General features: G+C 71.6%; 12 protein-coding genes. 4 read left to right on the top strand and 8 right to left on the bottom strand.

What is annotated here, in order from left to right:
- Positions 1 to 47: 47 nt before the first annotated feature.
- From D6B71_RS19605 to D6B71_RS19585, 5 genes are all read right to left on the bottom strand, one after another.
- Positions 48 to 1,088 carry a BMP family lipoprotein gene (locus tag D6B71_RS19605; protein ID WP_240641581.1) on the bottom strand — a complete coding sequence of 347 codons (1,041 nt, stop codon included), beginning with the start codon at positions 1,086 to 1,088 and terminating at the stop codon, positions 48 to 50.
- A gap of 297 nt (positions 1,089 to 1,385) precedes the next feature.
- A complete protein-coding gene (locus D6B71_RS19600; RefSeq protein WP_121258244.1) occupies positions 1,386 to 2,615 on the bottom strand; it encodes an amidohydrolase in 1,230 nt (409 codons plus the stop codon).
- A gap of 40 nt (positions 2,616 to 2,655) precedes the next feature.
- Positions 2,656 to 3,648: a methylmalonyl Co-A mutase-associated GTPase MeaB gene (gene meaB / locus D6B71_RS19595; protein WP_121258242.1), complete on the bottom strand. Its 993-nt coding sequence runs from the start codon at positions 3,646 to 3,648 to the stop codon at positions 2,656 to 2,658.
- Positions 3,649 to 3,688: 40 nt separating this feature from the next.
- The gene (scpA, locus tag D6B71_RS19590) at positions 3,689 to 5,887 is read right to left on the bottom strand and encodes a methylmalonyl-CoA mutase (RefSeq protein ID WP_121258240.1); all 2,199 of its coding nucleotides are present in this window, start codon (positions 5,885 to 5,887) and stop codon (positions 3,689 to 3,691) included.
- Positions 5,884 to 7,701, bottom strand: a complete 1,818-nt coding sequence (locus D6B71_RS19585; protein WP_121258238.1) for a methylmalonyl-CoA mutase family protein — start codon at positions 7,699 to 7,701, stop codon at positions 5,884 to 5,886. The genes scpA and D6B71_RS19585 overlap by 4 nt, the downstream gene beginning before the upstream one ends.
- Positions 7,702 to 7,869: 168 nt before the next feature.
- On the opposite strand from D6B71_RS19585, the gene D6B71_RS19580 reads away from it, so the two are divergent.
- Genes D6B71_RS19580 through D6B71_RS19570 form a run of 3 tightly spaced genes read left to right on the top strand, consistent with a single transcriptional unit; the run spans position 7,870 to position 11,337 of the window.
- A complete protein-coding gene (locus D6B71_RS19580; protein ID WP_121258236.1) occupies positions 7,870 to 8,571 on the top strand; it encodes a succinate dehydrogenase cytochrome b subunit in 702 nt (233 codons plus the stop codon).
- A gap of 16 nt (positions 8,572 to 8,587) precedes the next feature.
- Positions 8,588 to 10,597 (top strand): fumarate reductase/succinate dehydrogenase flavoprotein subunit, encoded by a 2,010-nt coding sequence (locus D6B71_RS19575; protein ID WP_121258235.1) that lies wholly within the window; start codon positions 8,588 to 8,590, stop codon positions 10,595 to 10,597.
- A complete protein-coding gene (locus D6B71_RS19570; protein WP_121258233.1) occupies positions 10,594 to 11,337 on the top strand; it encodes a succinate dehydrogenase/fumarate reductase iron-sulfur subunit in 744 nt (247 codons plus the stop codon). The genes D6B71_RS19575 and D6B71_RS19570 overlap by 4 nt, the downstream gene beginning before the upstream one ends.
- 111 nt (positions 11,338 to 11,448) lie before the next feature.
- Here D6B71_RS19570 and D6B71_RS19565 read toward each other — a convergent pair whose 3' ends face one another.
- Entirely contained in the window at positions 11,449 to 11,961 is a 513-nt protein-coding gene (locus D6B71_RS19565) for a 2'-5' RNA ligase family protein (protein WP_121258231.1), read from the bottom strand.
- 9 nt (positions 11,962 to 11,970) lie between these two features.
- A complete protein-coding gene (gene trpS / locus D6B71_RS19560; RefSeq protein ID WP_121258229.1) occupies positions 11,971 to 13,026 on the bottom strand; it encodes a tryptophan--tRNA ligase in 1,056 nt (351 codons plus the stop codon).
- A 91-nt stretch (positions 13,027 to 13,117) separates the two neighbouring features.
- On the opposite strand from trpS, the gene D6B71_RS19555 reads away from it, so the two are divergent.
- The gene (locus D6B71_RS19555; protein WP_164519748.1) at positions 13,118 to 14,239 is read left to right on the top strand and encodes a GNAT family N-acetyltransferase; all 1,122 of its coding nucleotides are present in this window, start codon (positions 13,118 to 13,120) and stop codon (positions 14,237 to 14,239) included.
- Here the strand turns inward: D6B71_RS19555 and D6B71_RS19550 are convergent.
- Positions 14,200 to 15,438, bottom strand: a complete 1,239-nt coding sequence (locus tag D6B71_RS19550; RefSeq protein ID WP_121258225.1) for an MFS transporter — start codon at positions 15,436 to 15,438, stop codon at positions 14,200 to 14,202. The genes D6B71_RS19555 and D6B71_RS19550 overlap by 40 nt on opposite strands.
- Positions 15,439 to 15,467 lie beyond the last annotated feature (29 nt).

Below are 15,467 nucleotides of genomic sequence, written 5' to 3'. Positions count from 1 at the left end.
CAGCTGGGGTGGTGCAGTTGCTGTGTGCAGACCGCGAGCGGTCAGGCTCACGGGGCCTCGGGGACCTCGAGCTCGCCGTCCACGATCTGCTGCTTGTACTCGTCGAGCTGCTCGGCGATGTCGTCGACGAAGCCGCCGCTGGTGGAGTAGCCCACACCGTCGACCGACAGGTCGTAGGTGGTCACGCCGGTGGGGGTCTCGCCCTCGACGACGCCGGTGATGTAGTCGTACACCGCGACATCGATGTTCTTCAGCATCGAGGTCAGGATGACGTCCTGGACCGACGGGTCGGCGGTGTTGTACTGGTCGGAGTCGACACCGATGGCCCAGCCCTCCGCCTCGGCCGCGGCCTCGAAGACGCCGCCACCGGACCCGCCGGCGGCGTGGTAGACGATGTCGGCGCCGTTGTCGAACATGCCGGTCGCGGCGGTCTTGCCCTTCGCCGGGTCGGCGAAGCCGGAGAAGTCCGGCACCTGGGTCAGGTAGGTCACGTCGACCTTGATGTCGGGGTTGACGGCCTCGGCGCCGGCGACGTAGCCGGCCTCGAACTTCTGGATCAGCGGGGTCTCGACGCCACCGACGAAGCCGATGTGGTCGGCCTCGGTCTTCAGCGCGGCGGCCGCGCCGACGAGGAAGGAGCCCTCGTGCTCGGCGAAGACGAGCGAGGCGACGTTGGAGGAGTCGGCCAGACTGGAGTCGTCGATGATCGCGAAGTTGACGTCGGGGTACTCCTCGGAGACCTTGCCGACCGACGCGGCGTAGGCGAAGCCGACCGCGATGATCGGGTTGTAGCCGGCGTCGGCGAAGGTGCGCAGGCGCTCCTCGCGGGCCGTCTCGGCCTCGCCGTCCTCAGCCTCGGACTCCTGGGAGTCGACGCCGAACTCCTCGACGGCCTTGTCGAGACCGGCGGCGGCGGAGTCGTTGAACGACTGGTCGCCGCGGCCGCCCACGTCGTAGGCCATGCCGACCTTGACGTCGGACTGGGGGGCGTCTCCGCCGTTCCCCTCGTTGGTGCTCTCACCGTCGTCGTCGCTGCCGCACGCGGTCAGCGAGAGGACTCCGGCAGTAAGCAGAGCTGCGAGTTTCATGCTGCGTCGCAAGACGCCTCCTCATGTAAAACGGGCGCCCCGCGCGGGCGCGAACCGATTCGACCCTAGAGCCTTCTACGCCGTGGGGATGGTGCCGTGACGAGGTTGTTACCTGTTCGGCGCCTCCCGAGCGTAAACGATTGCGCGCCGACGAATGGGGAGGACCTTCAGGGCCCCGACGGGTGCCGGGACGCCCACAGTCAACAGGCCGTGGGCGGGTGCGTAAAGCGGTCCGGAGGACCGACTGCACGGGACTTTCTCCCCCGCCGGTCCCGACGAGTTGCACCACGGGCATGACTAACCCGGATGAGTCGAACCAGGGGCCAGGTCGTGCAGCGCCCCGGCGGCGGCCTCCGCGAGCACCCGGGCCCCGATGCCGATGGCCCGCTCGTCGATGCGCAGGTTGCCCTGGTGCAGGTCGTAGGTGGGGCCGCCGGGGGTGCGGGTGCCGAGGCGCATCATCGCCCCGGGGACGACGTCGAGATACCACCCGAAGTCCTCGCCGCCCAGGCTCTGCTGGGTGGTCACCGGCCCCTCCGGGCCGAGCACCCGGTCGACGGCCTGGGTGAGCAGGTCGATGGAGCGCTGCTCGTTGACCACCGGCGGGACGCCGCGCTGGTAGGCGACCTCGGCGTGTACGCCGTACGGCGCGACGATCTGCTGGATCAGGTCGGGCACCAGCTTCTCGGCGTCGGACCAGGCGATCGCGTCGAGCATGCGCACGGTGCCGCCGAGGCGGCCGGTGCTGGGGATGACGTTGTGCGCCGACCCGGCGTGCAGCCGGCCCCACACGACGCTGACGCCCGCCCGCGGGTCCAGGCGCCGCGACAGGATCGCGGGCAGCTCGGTGACGACCTTGCCGATCGCGAACGTGAGGTCCTCGGTCAGGTGCGGTCGGGAGGTGTGCCCGCCGGAGCCGGTCAGTCTCACGTCGAGGTGGTCGGCCGCACCGGTGATCGGCCCCTCGCGCAGGCCGATCCGGCCGACGTCGAGGCTGGGGTCGCAGTGCATGCCGAAGACCCGCTCGACGTCGCGCAGGGCGCCGGCGTCCAGCAGGGACAACGCGCCACCGGGCATCACCTCCTCGGCGGGCTGGAACAGCAGCCGCACCCGGCCCGGGAGCAGCCCCTGCTGCTCGGCCGCCGACAGCGCGAGCGCGGCCCCGACCAGCGCCGAGGTGTGCACGTCGTGGCCACAGGCGTGGGTGACCCCCTCGACCGTGCTCGCCCACGGGTCGCCGGTCTCGTCGGGCACCGGGAGCGCGTCGAGGTCGGCCCGCAGCGCGACCCGGGGGCCGGCGGCGCCGAGGTCGGCGACGAAGCCGGTGCGCGCCAGCGGCGTCACCTGCCAGCCGGCCGCCTCGACCCGGGCCGCGACGACCTCGGTGGTGCGGTGCTCGGCCCACGAGAGCTCCGGGTGGGCGTGCAGGTCGCGGCGCAGCGCGACGAGCTCCTCGAGGTGGGCGTCGACGACGGAGGAGAGCAGCGGCGAGGCGAGGGGCGTGGGTTCATCGGAGGGGACAGCCATGGCCTGCCCAGGGTAGTCGACCCCCGAGACAGGACCGGACTCAGTCGCGGGCGTCGTACGCCGCGAGGATCCGGTCGGCCGCGACCGTCGCCGGCAGCCGCCCGGCAAGCACCGCCTCGCGGACCTGTCCGCGGATCTCCTTGACCCGCGGCGAGGTGCGCAGCCGCTGCTCGAGCTCGTCGCGCACCAGTGCCCAGGTGAAGTCGAGCTGCTGGCGGGCCCGCTTCGCGGCCAGGCCGTCGGGGCCGAGGTGGTCCCGGTGGTCGATGACCCGGCGCCACAGGTCGTCGACGCCGACGTCGGTGAGCGCGGAGCAGGTGACCACCGGCGGGGCCCACTCCCCCTTGCCGTGCACCAGTCGCAGCGCGCCGGCCAGCTCGCGCGCCGCGGCCCGGGCCTCCCCCTCGCGGTCGCCGTCGGCCTTGTTGACCGCGATCAGGTCCGCGATCTCGAGGATGCCCTTCTTGATGCCCTGCAGCTGGTCGCCGGTGCGAGCCAGGGTGAGGAACAGGAACGTGTCGACCATGCCGGCCACGGTGACCTCGGACTGGCCCACGCCCACGGTCTCGACCAGGACCACGTCGAAGCCGGCGGCCTCGAGCACGGTGATCGCCTGCACGGTGGCCCGGGCCACGCCGCCGAGGGTGCCCGCGGACGGCGAGGGGCGGATGTAGGCGCGCGGGTCGGCGGCGAGGCGGGCCATCCGGGTCTTGTCGCCGAGCACCGACCCGCCGGTGCGCACCGAGGAGGGGTCGACCGCGAGGACGCCCACCCGGTGACCGTCCGCGGCCAGCCGGGTGCCGAGCGCCTCGATGAACGTCGACTTGCCGACGCCGGGCACCCCCGAGATCCCGACCCGCACTGCTCCGCCACCGGTGTGCCCCGAGTGACCGGTGAGCTCGGTGAGCAGCTCGCGGGCCGCCGTCCGGTGCGCGGGCTTGGACGACTCGACGAGCGTGATCGCCCGCGACACCGAGGCGCGCCGGCCGGCGCGCACGCCCTCGACGAGGGCGGCGACGTCGACAGCCGCCATCAGGCGGCCCCGGCGGCCCAGGCGGGGAGACGCACCGGGCTCAAGCCGCGTGCCCGAGCTGCTCGCGCAGCTTGGCCAGCAGGTTCAACGCCGAGTCGGCGATCACCGTGCCGGGCAGGAACACCTCGGCCGCACCCATCTCGCGCAGGGTGTCCACGTCGTCGGGCGGGATGACGCCACCGATCACGATCATGATGTCGGGTCGGCCCTGCTCGGCGAGCGCCTGCTTCAGCGCCGGGAGCAGCGTGAGGTGGCCGGCGGCCAGCGACGAGACCCCGACGATGTGCACGTCGGCGTCGACCGCCTGCTGGGCGACCTCCTCGGGCGTCGAGAACAGCGGGCCCACGTCGACGTCGAAGCCCATGTCGGCGAAGGCGCTGACCACGACCTTCTGGCCGCGGTCGTGGCCGTCCTGGCCCATCTTGGCGACCAGGATGCGCGGGCGGCGCCCCTCGTCCTCCTCGAACGTCTCGGTCGCAGCGATGACCTGCTGCACCTTCTCGGCGCCGGCACTCCCGGACTCGTCCCTGAACACGCCGCTGATGGTACGGATCGTCGCCTGGTGGCGGCCCCACACCTTCTCCAGCGCGTCGGAGATCTCGCCGACGGTGGCCTTGGCCCGCGCCGCGTCGACGGCCAGGGCGAGCAGGTTGCCGTCCATGCTGCCGTGCTGGGAGCCCGCCTCGGCGGAGCGGGTGAGGGCGTCGAGCGTGCGGCGTACCTCGTCGTCGTCGCGCTCGGCGCGCAGCCGCTCGAGCTTGGCGATCTGCTGGCGGTAGACCTCGTCGTTGTCGACGCGCAGCACGTCGAGTCGATCCTCGGTCTCGAGCCGGTAGGTGTTGACGCCGATCACCCTCTGGCTGCCGGAGTCGATGCGGGCCTGGGTGCGCGCGGCGGCCTCCTCGATGCGCATCTTCGGGATGCCCTGCTCGATGGCCTTGGCCATGCCGCCGGCCGCCTCGGCCTCGGTGATGTGCTGCCAGGCACGCTCGGCGAGGTCGTGGGTGAGCCGCTCGACGTAGTAGGAGCCGGCCCACGGGTCGACGGTGCCGGTGGTGCCGCTCTCCTGCTGCAGCAGCAGCTGGGTGTTGCGAGCGATGCGCGCGGAGAAGTCGCTGGGCAGCGCGATGGCCTCGTCGAGGGCGTTGGTGTGCAGCGACTGGGTGTGCCCCTGGGTCGCGGCCATCGCCTCGATGGCGGTGCGGCCGACGTTGTTGAAGACGTCCTGAGCGGTCAGCGACCAGCCCGAGGTCTGGCTGTGCGTGCGCAGGCTCTGCGACTTGGGGTTCTTCGGGTCGAACTCGCGCACCAGCCGCGCCCACAGGGCCCGGGCGGCGCGCATCTTCGCGACCTCCATGAAGAAGTTCATGCCGATCGCCCAGAAGAACGACAGCCGCGGCGCGAACCGGTCGATGTCGAGGCCGGCGGCGAGGCCGGCGCGGATGTACTCGACGCCGTCGGCCAGTGTGTAGGCCAGCTCGAGGTCGGCGGTCGCCCCGGCCTCCTGCATGTGGTAGCCCGAGATCGAGATCGAGTTGAACCGAGGCATCTTCTCGGCGGTGTAGGCGAAGATGTCGGAGATGATCCGCATGCTCGGCAGCGGCGGATAGATGTAGGTGTTGCGGACCATGAACTCCTTGAGGATGTCGTTCTGGATGGTCCCCGCGAGCTGTTCCGGCTTCACCCCCTGCTCCTCGGCCGCGACGATGTAGAGCGCCATGATCGGCAGCACCGCGCCGTTCATCGTCATCGACACCGACATGGTGTCGAGCGGGATGCCGTCGAAGAGCGTGCGCATGTCGTAGATCGAGTCGATCGCCACGCCGGCCATGCCGACGTCGCCGCGCACCCGCGGGTGGTCGGAGTCGTAGCCGCGGTGGGTCGCCAGGTCGAAGGCGACCGAGAGACCCTTCTGCCCGGCCGCGAGGTTGCGGCGGTAGAACGCGTTGGACTCCTCGGCGGTGGAGAAGCCGGCGTACTGCCGGATGGTCCACGGCTGGGTGGTGTACATCGTCGGGTAGGGGCCCCGCAGGAACGGGGTCAGGCCCGGCAGGGTGTCGAGGCCGTCCAGGCCGGCGAGGTGCTCGGGCCCGTAGACCGGCAGCACCTCGACGCCCTCGGGCGCCAGCCAGGGCTCGACGCCCGGCGCCGGCACCGGCGGTGGTGCGGCCTCGGCACCGTCGGCGGTCGAGCCTGCCGAGACCAGCGGCAGGCCGGCGAAGCTGCTGGGAACACTCATGAGCTCAGGCTCTCCCTCGTCCGGGTCAGGAACGCGAGGGCGTCGACGCCCATCGCGCAGGAGTCGTCGACCCCCATGGCATCGGTGGGCTTGCCGGCCAGGATCACCCGGCGGGCACCGGCCTCGCGGAGCGCCGCGACCAGCTCGGCCGCCCACTCGGCGTACGTCGGGTCGCTGCCGGCCAGGCAGACCACCGGCTGGCCGGAGTAGGCGGCGAGCACCTCGTCGACGCCGGCGGTGGCACCGGCGGCCTCGACGGCGATGCCGCCGGCGGCGAAGAGGTTGGTGGCGAACGTCGCGCGCGCCGTGTGGGCCGCGATCGGTCCCATCGTCGCGAGGAAGACCGGTCGGGCGACCGGCTCGTCGCGCAGCGCCTCGAAACTGGCTCCGTAGCGGCGGACCCGAACCGCGGAGGTGTCCGGCTCGCGCGCGGGCAGCTCCTCGGCGAGGTTCGGGAACTCGCTGAGGCCGGTGATCGGGCGTTTGCGTCGCGCGACGTCGGTCTCGCGCTTGGCGACCACCTCGTCGATCCGGGCCTGCAGAGAGCCCTCGGCCAGGGCGGCGAGCACGCCGCCCGCCTCCTCGATGCGGCCGAGCTCGGCCCAGCCGGCCTGGGCGAGGTCGTCGGTGAGCCGTTCGACGGCGTAGGCGCCGCCGGCCGGGTCGGTCACGCGGGCGATGTGGGACTCCGAGATCAGCAACGCGGAGGTGTTGCGGGCCATCCGCCGGGCGAGCGAGTCGGGTCGTCCCAGGGGCGTGTCGAAGGGCAGCACGGTGACCGCGTCCGCGCCGCCGACGCCCGCGGCGAACGCGGCGACGGTGGTGCGCAGCATGTTCACGTAGGGGTCGTACTTGCTCATCATCGGTCGACTGGTGACCGCGTGCTGGCGCTGCGCACGGGCCTCCACTCCGGCACCGCTGAGCTCGCCGACGCGGGCCCAGAGCCGGCGGGCGGCGCGCAGCTTGGCGATGCTGGGGAACTGCTCGTCGGTCACCGCGTATCGGAACTCGATCAGCCCCAGGGCCTCCTCGACGCCGAGACCGGCCTCGGTCAGGGCCCGCAGGTAGGCGGCGCCGACGGCGAGGGAGTAGCCGAGCTCCTGGGCGTCGGAGGCGCCGAGGTCGTGCACGGCGGTGGCGTCGACGACGACGCCAAGGGTTCCGGCGTCCACCGCCAGCCGGGCCACCTGGACCAGCGCGTCGAGGTCGGTGTCCGCGAGGCCGCGTAGCTGCGCGGCGACCGGGTCGGCCCCCAGGTTCGTGCCCGGGGCGGGGGTGAGCCCCCGGCTGCGCAGCAGCCCGGCCAGGGCCTCGGCCGCGGCCACCGGCTGCTCGGGCGCGTCGAGCACCACGGGCGCGAGGTCGAGCAGCACGCCCTCGAGAGCACCGCCGAGGATCGTCGGCAGCTCGTCGGCGGTGACGCCGGCCCCGAGCTCGAGCCACAGCGAGGTGACGCCGTTGTCGAGGTCGACCAGGGCCGCCCGGTTGAGGTCGGCCGCGTCCGGACCGGCCAGGTGGGCGCGCACGTCCCACTCACCGGAGCGGGTCGGGCGACCGGCGGTGGCCAGCCCCTCGAGGTCGCTGGGGAGGCCCAGTGGAGTGATCGCGAGACCGTCGACGGTGGTGCGGGTCAGCTTCTGCCACACCAGCGAGTCGGGGTCGTCGTCGCCGAGCCGGCGCGCCTTGCGCAGCACGGCCGCCGCGGCGGCCTCCCACTCGGCGACCGCGTGCCGGTCCTGTGGTCCCGTGAGGTCGAGCGATCCCTGCTCGACCTCGAGCTCCTGGGGCTCGTCCAGCCCACCCTCGACAGTCATAGGCCGAACCATAGGAGGAGTGGTGAAGCCCTCACCACCCTGTGTGACCTTCGGCATGGGAGCCGGGGGAACTTCGTCCTGAGTGAACTCGTCAGTAACCGGGGATAGGTCACACCGGGGCCCCGAGGGGTGCTCTGCCGACCGTCGGTCGGTATAGCGTGACCTCCCGTGGCAACCCCGACTCTCGCACCCAGCAGCCGGTCGACGCGATCACTGATCGCCCTGAAGCTGTTGATGGCCGTCACCGGCCTCATCTTCGTGGGCTACGTGCTGGCGCACATGTACGGCAACCTCAAGGTCTTCGCCGGGCAGGACTCCTTCGACGAGTACGCCCACCATCTCCGTGAGTTCGGAGAGCCGATCCTGCCCTACGAGGGCTTCTTGTGGATCGCGCGTGTGGTGCTGATCCTGGCCGTGATCGGCCACGCGTACTCCGCCTTCAAGCTGTGGCACCGCGCCGCGGTGGCCCGCAAGGAGAAGTACTCCGCACGGCGCGTCGCTAAGTCGACGCTCTCCTCGCGCACGATGCGCTGGGGCGGCGTCACGCTGCTGGCGTTCATCGTCTTTCACATCCTGCACCTGACCACGCGCACGATCACGCCGGGCAGCAACTCCGACTCTCCCTACGAGCGCCTGGTCGCCGGGTTCCAGCCGGAGCGCTGGTGGCTGGTGCTGATCTACCTGGTGGCGCTGGTCGCGCTCGGGATGCACCTGCGGCACGGCGTCTGGAGCGCCTGCCAGACCCTCGGCTTCACCAACACCGCGGCCTCGCGCCGTCGCGCCAACCTGGCCGGGATCTCGCTCGCCGTGATCGTCGCCGTCGGGTTCGCGCTCGTCCCGATCTCCGTGCTCTTCGGCATCGTCGACTAAGGCTGGCTGCATATTCATGACTGAGACCACTCCCCCCACCGAGGGCACCACCGCGGCCGCGTCGGACGCCGAGGGCTTCTTCCGCCTCGGCGAGCCGATCGCCGACACCAAGGCTCCCCGCGGCGTCCCGATCGACCAGAAGTGGACCACCCGCAAGTTCGAGGCGCGGCTGGTCAACCCGGCCAACCGCCGCAAGCTGTCGGTGATCATGGTCGGCACCGGCCTGGCCGGTGGCGCCGCCGCGGCCACGCTCGGCGAGGCCGGCTACCACGTGAAGGCGTTCTGCTACCAGGACTCCCCGCGCCGGGCGCACTCGATCGCCGCCCAGGGCGGCATCAACGCCGCGAAGAACTACAAGGAGGACGGCGACTCCACGTTCCGCCTCTTCTACGACACGGTGAAGGGCGGCGACTACCGCGCCCGTGAGACCAACGTCTACCGTCTGGCCGAGGTCAGCGCGAACATCATCGACCAGTGCGTGGCGCAGGGCGTCCCGTTCGCCCGCGAGTACGGCGGCCTGCTCGACAACCGCTCCTTCGGTGGCGTGCAGGTCTCCCGCACCTTCTACGCCCGCGGGCAGACCGGCCAGCAGCTGCTGATCGGCGCCTACCAGGCGATGGAGCGTCAGGTCGCGGCCGGCACCGTCGAGGACTTCACCCGGCACGAGATGCTCGAGCTGGTCGTGGTCGACGGCCGGGCGCGCGGCATCATCGCCCGCGACCTGGTGACCGGCGAGATCCAGACCCACCTGGCCGACGTCGTCGTCCTCGCCTCGGGCGGCTACGGCAACGTCTTCTTCCTCTCCACCAACGCGATGGGCTCCAACGTCACCGCGACCTGGCGGGCCCACCGCAAGGGCGCCTACTTCGGCAACCCCTGCTACACGCAGATCCACCCGACCTGCATCCCGGTCTCCGGCAGCCACCAGTCGAAGCTGACGCTGATGTCGGAGTCGCTGCGCAACGACGGCCGGATCTGGGTGCCGAAGAAGAAGGCCGACTGCGACAAGGACCCGCGCGACATCCCCGAGGAGGACCGCGACTACTACCTGGAGCGGATCTACCCCTCCTTCGGCAACCTGGTCCCCCGCGACATCGCCTCCCGGCAGGCCAAGAACATGTGCGACGAGGGGCGCGGCGTCGGCCCCGAGGTCGACGGGGTGCGCCGCGGCGTCTACCTCGACTTCTCCGACGCGATCGGCCGACTGGGCCGCAAGGCCGTGGAGAACAAGTACGGCAACCTCTTCGACATGTATCAGCAGATCACCGGGGAGAACCCCTACGAGACGCCGATGCGCATCTACCCGGCCGTGCACTACACGATGGGCGGGCTGTGGGTCGACTACGACCTGCAGTCGACCATCCCCGGCCTGTTCGTCACCGGCGAGGCGAACTTCTCCGACCACGGAGCCAACCGGCTCGGTGCGTCGGCGCTGATGCAGGGCCTGGCCGACGGCTACTTCGTGCTCCCGAACACCATCCGCGACTACCTCGCCGACGGACCGTTCGAGAAGATCGACGAGTCGCACCCCGCCGTGGTCGAGGCCCGGCAGTCGGTGGAGAACCGGGTGGCGACGTTCCTGAACACCAAGGGCACCCGCAGCGTCGATAGCTACCACCGCGAGCTCGGCAACATCATGTGGGAGTACTGCGGCATGGAGCGCACGGCCGAGGGCCTGCGCAAGGCGATCGAGCTGATCCGCACGCTGCGCGACGACTTCTGGCGCAACGTGAAGGTGCTGGGCGCTGCCGACACCCTCAACCAGTCGCTGGAGCGGGCCGGCCGGGTGGCCGACTTCCTCGAGCTCGGCGAGCTGATGTGCATCGACGCGCTGAACCGCCGCGAGTCCTGCGGCGGCCACTTCCGCGCCGAGTCGCAGACCGAGGACGGCGAGGCGCTGCGCGACGACGCGAACTTCGCCTACGTCGCGGCCTGGGAGTGGGGCGGTGACGGCGGCCAGCCGGTGCTGCACAAGGAGGACCTGGTGTACGAAGCCATCGAGATGAAGCAGCGGAGCTACAAGTGAGACTCACTCTGAAGATCTGGCGCCAGCCCAACTCCGCTGCCGCGGGCGAGCTGCGCACCTACCAGCTCGACGACGTCTCCGAGGACACCTCGTTCCTCGAGATGCTCGACATGCTCAACGAGCAGCTGACCGGCACCGACGAGGAGCCGGTCGCCTTCGACTCCGACTGTCGCGAGGGCATCTGCGGCACCTGCGGCGTGATGATCAACGGCCAGGCCCACGGCCCGGAGGTCACCACGACCTGTCAGCTGCACATGCGCTCGTTCTCCGACGGCGACACGATCACGATCGAGCCGTGGCGCGCCGACGCGTTCCCGGTGCTGCGCGACCTGATCGTCGACCGCGGCGCGTTCGACCGGATCATCCAGCAGGGCGGCTACATCTCGGTCAACACCGGTTCCGCCCCGGACGCCCACGCCACCGCGGTGCCGAAGAAGAACGCCGACCGCGCGTTCGACGTCGCCACCTGCATCGGCTGCGGTGCCTGCGTGGCCGCCTGCCCCAACGGGTCGGCGTCGCTGTTCCTCGGCGCGAAGATCACCCACCTCGGCGAGCTGCCCCAGGGCCAGGCCGAGCGCGACACGCGGGTGGTCAACATGGTCGCCCAGCACGACCACGAGGGCTTCGGCGGCTGCACGAACATCGGCGAGTGCACCGCGGCCTGCCCCAAGGAGATCCCGCTCGACGTGATCTCGCAGCTGAACAAGGACCTGCGCACCGCGATGCGTCACGGCCTGTGATCCACCGGCCGCGGGCCTAGCGACCGTCGGTCGCCTGCCCGAGGCCCTACGACTCGGCGCTCCTGCCTCGGCGGGGGCGCCGAGTCGCATTTCGCCGGCTCGGCGCTGGGGTCAGCCGCGCAGGGGGAACTCGCGGGTGGGCTGCCAACCGCGCTCGGCGTCGTGGACGTAGAGGTGGATCTGACCGACCTCGAAGACGCAGTCGAAGTCGGCGAGCTCGGCGAAGGCCTGGTCCAGTGCGGCCTCGTCCACCTCGTGGGCCACGGTGACGTGCGGGTGGTAGGGGAAGCGCAGCTCCACGTCGAGCGGCCCGCGGCGCAGGCCGGCGGCCAGCCGCTCACACGAGGAGATCCCCTCCACGAGCGTCACGAAGACCACCGGCGAGACCGGACGGAACGTGCCGGTGCCACGCAGGTGCACCCGGAACGGGCCGGCGGCCTCGGCGGCCTCCGCGAGATGCCCCTCGATATCGGGCAGCTGCTCGTCCTCGATCTCGGTCGGCGGCACGAGGGTGATGTGGGTGGGGATCATCTCGGCCGTCTCGTCGCCGACCGCCAAGCGGTAGTCCCGGAGCTGGGTGGCCCACGGCTCGGGGATGGCGACTGCGACGCCGATGGTGACCACGCGGGAAGCCTACTTCGCCGTCGCAGCCGCGCCGGTGGGCACGGCCGGCACGAAGCCGACCCGGTCGTAGACGTCGCGCAGCGTCGCCTCGGCCACCTCCATGGCCTGCTCGGCACCGCGGCGCAGCACCTGGGTGAGGTAGGCGGGGTCCTCGAGCAGCTCGATCGTGCGGTCGCGGAACGGGGTGACGAACTCGACCACGATGTCGGCGAGCTCACTCTTCAGGTCGCCGTAGCCACGCCCGGCGTACCGCTGCTCGAGGTCGGCCACGGTGTCACCGGTGAGCGCGCCGTGGATCGTCAGCAGGTTGCTCACCCCGGGCTTGGTCTCGGGGTCGAAGCGGATCTCGGTCTCGGAGTCGGTCACCGCCGAGCGGATCTTCTTGGCGCTCTTCTTCGGGTCGTCGAGCATCTCGACGATGCCGGCGGGCGAGGAGGCCGACTTCGACATCTTGCGGGTGGGCTCCTGCAGGTCGGCGATCTTCGCCGTCTCCTTGAGGATGTAGGGCTCGGGCAGCCGGAAGGTCTTCTTGTAACGAGTGTTGAACCGGTGGGCGAGGTCGCGGGTGAGCTCGAGGTGCTGGCGCTGGTCCTCCCCGACCGGCACGTACGCCGGGCGGTAGAGCAGGATGTCGGCGGCCTGCAGGATCGGGTAGGTAAACAGGCCGACCGAGGCGGCGCCCTCCCCTCCCTTGGCGGACTTGTCCTTGAACTGGGTCATCCGCCGGGCCTCGCCGAAGCCGGTCAGGCACTGCAGCACCCAGCCGAGCTGAGCGTGCGCGGGCACCTGCGACTGGATGAAGATCGCCGATCGGTCGGGGTCGATGCCCATCGCGAGCAGCTGCGCGGCCGAGCGCAGGCACCGCTGGTGCAGCAGCTTGGGGTCCTGCTCGACGGTGATCGCGTGCAGGTCGGCGATGAAGAAGAACGGCTGGTGCTCCTCCTGCAGGTGCACCCACTGGCGCAGGGCGCCGAGGTAGTTGCCGAAGTGGAAGGAGTCGGCGGTCGGCTGGATGCCGGAGAGGACACGGGGACGGGCGGCGGGAGCAGTCGACACGGCGGCCATTCTCCCCGACGAGGGGGCGCTGCTCCGAAACGGGGGGCACCCGCCCGAAACCCGGAGGCGCCCGGCGGCTCGGGATGAGAGCCTCGCTGCCATGACCGTCCTCGGCGACGACCGCCAGCCCGCTACCGCTCCCACCCTCACCGACGGCGTCGTGACGCTGCGCCCGCCCAGCCTCGCCTTCGCCCGCGGCTCCTACGAGCAGTGCCAGGACCCTCTCTCGCAGCGGTGGACCCGGGTGCCGGTCCCCTACTCGATGGCTGACGCCGAGAGCTACCTCGGCGAGGTGCTCCCCCGCGGCTGGGCCGAGGACCGCGAGTGGAGCTTCGTCCTCGAACACGAGGGGCGCTACGGCGGGCTCATGTCGTTGCGCAACGAGGGTGACGGGCTGGCCGAGGTCGCCTACGGCTCGCACCCCACGGTGCGCGGCACCGGAGCGGTCGAGCGCGGCCTGCGGCTGCTGCTCGAATGGGGCTTCGCCGAGCGCGACCTGCACACGGTCCTGTGGCGCGCCAACCGCGGCAACTGGGCCTCACGGAAGGTGGCCTGGCGGCTCGGCTTCACCGTCGAAGGGACCGTGCGGAGCTGGCTGGCCCAGCGCGGCGAGCTGCGCGACGGCTGGGTGGGGACACTGCTGCGCGACGACCCGCGCGAGCCTCGGACGCCGTGGCTCTCGGTGCCGCTCCTGGAGGGCGAGGGGCTGCGGCTGCGCGCGATCGGGGCCGGCGATGCCGAGCGGATCCAGCAGGCGTGCTCGGAGGAGCGGACCCAGCGCTGGCTGGGCCAGCTGCCCTCCCCCTACTCCCTCGACGACGCCCACACCTATATCGAGTCGCGCACCCAGCAGCTCGCCGAGGGCACCGGGGTGACCTGGGCGGTCACCGAGGGCGACGACGCGATCCTCGGGACGATCGGCTGGTTCGACTGGCAGCCGGGCGTCCAGTGCGAGATCGGCTACTGGACCCACCCGGATGCGCGCGGCCGCGGCGTGATGAGCCGGGCGATGCGGCTGGTCACCGGCCACGTGGTCGGCGAGCTGGGCGTACGCCGCGTGACGGCGTACGCCGCGGTCGACAACACGGCGTCCCGGCACGTCATCGAGTCGGCGGGGTTCCGGCAGTTCGGCGTCGAGCGGCTGGGCGCGAACGTGCGCGAGGGCCGCGCGGACCTGGCGCTCTACGACCTGCTGGCGGATGAATGGTCGTCGCGGCGGTGAACCGCGGCCGACCACAGCAGCACGGCGATGCCGAGCACGCTCAGGGCTGCGCCGACCAGCGCCGGTGACCGGTAGCCGTAGCCGGCCGCGATGACCACACCGCCGAGCCAGGCGCCGAGCGCGTTGGCGGCGTTGAGCGAGGAGTGGTTCATCGCGGCCCCCAGGGTCTTGGCCTCGCCGGCGACGTCCATCAGCCGCAGCTGCAGGTTGACCACCAGCACCGAGCCGAGAGTGGTGATGGCGAACACCACCGGCAGCAGCCACCAGCCGTAGGGTGCGACCGCCCAGAACACCAGCATCGCGGCCATCGTGCCGATCGCTCCGCCGAGCAGCGAGCCGAAGACCGACCGGGCCGCGAGCTCGCCGGCCAGCCAGGTGCCGACCACCATCCCGAGGCCGAACGAGAGCAGGAAGACCGGCACGGTGGCCTCCGGCAGCCCGCCGACGTCGGTGACGGTGGGGCTGATGTAGGAGTAGACCGCGAACATGCCGCCGAAGCCGACCGCTCCCGCGGCCAGGGTCAGCCAGACCTGGAGGCTGCCGAACGCGCCCAGCTCGCGGCGCCCGCTCGCCTCGCGGTCGGCGGGTGTCGCCGGCACGAACAGACGCACCATCGCCACCGTGAGCAGCGCGATCATGGCGGTGGCGACGTACGCCGCCCGCCAGCCGAGGTTCTGTCCGAGCCAGGTCGCGGCGGGCACCCCCACCACGTTGGCCACCGAGAGGCCGAGCATCACGCTGGCGACCGCGCGGCCGGTGCGCTCGGGCGGCACGAGGCTCGCGGCCACCAACGACGCCACCCCGAAGTAGATGCCGTGCGGCAGCCCGTCGAGGAACCGGGCCGCCATCAGCACGCCGTAGCTGCCGGCGGCCGCGCTGGCCAGGTTGAACACGGCGTACGCGCTCATCAAGGCGATCAGCAGACCGCGTCGTGGCCAGCGGGCGCCGAAGTAGGCCAGGACCGGGGCGCCGATCACCACGCCGAGCGCGTAGGCCGAGATCACGTGTCCGCCGGTGGGAATCGAGATGTCGACGCCTTCGGCGATCTGGGGCAGCAGCCCCATCGTCACGAACTCGGTGGTGCCGATCGCGAAGCCCCCGACGGAGAGAGCGAGGATGGCCAGCCCGGCATGGTCGGCCGGCTCCGGTTCGCGGGTGTGCGGAGGCGTATCGGACGCGCCAGGGGCGGTCAGGGTCATGCGAGGGGATCGCTTTCGGTCGACAAGAC

Source organism: Nocardioides ferulae, from assembly GCF_003660455.1.
Classification (GTDB): Bacteria; Actinomycetota; Actinomycetes; order Propionibacteriales; family Nocardioidaceae; genus Nocardioides; species Nocardioides ferulae.
The sequence above is the reverse complement of the archived record's forward strand: the minus strand, read 5'-3'. Positions and strand labels throughout refer to the sequence as shown.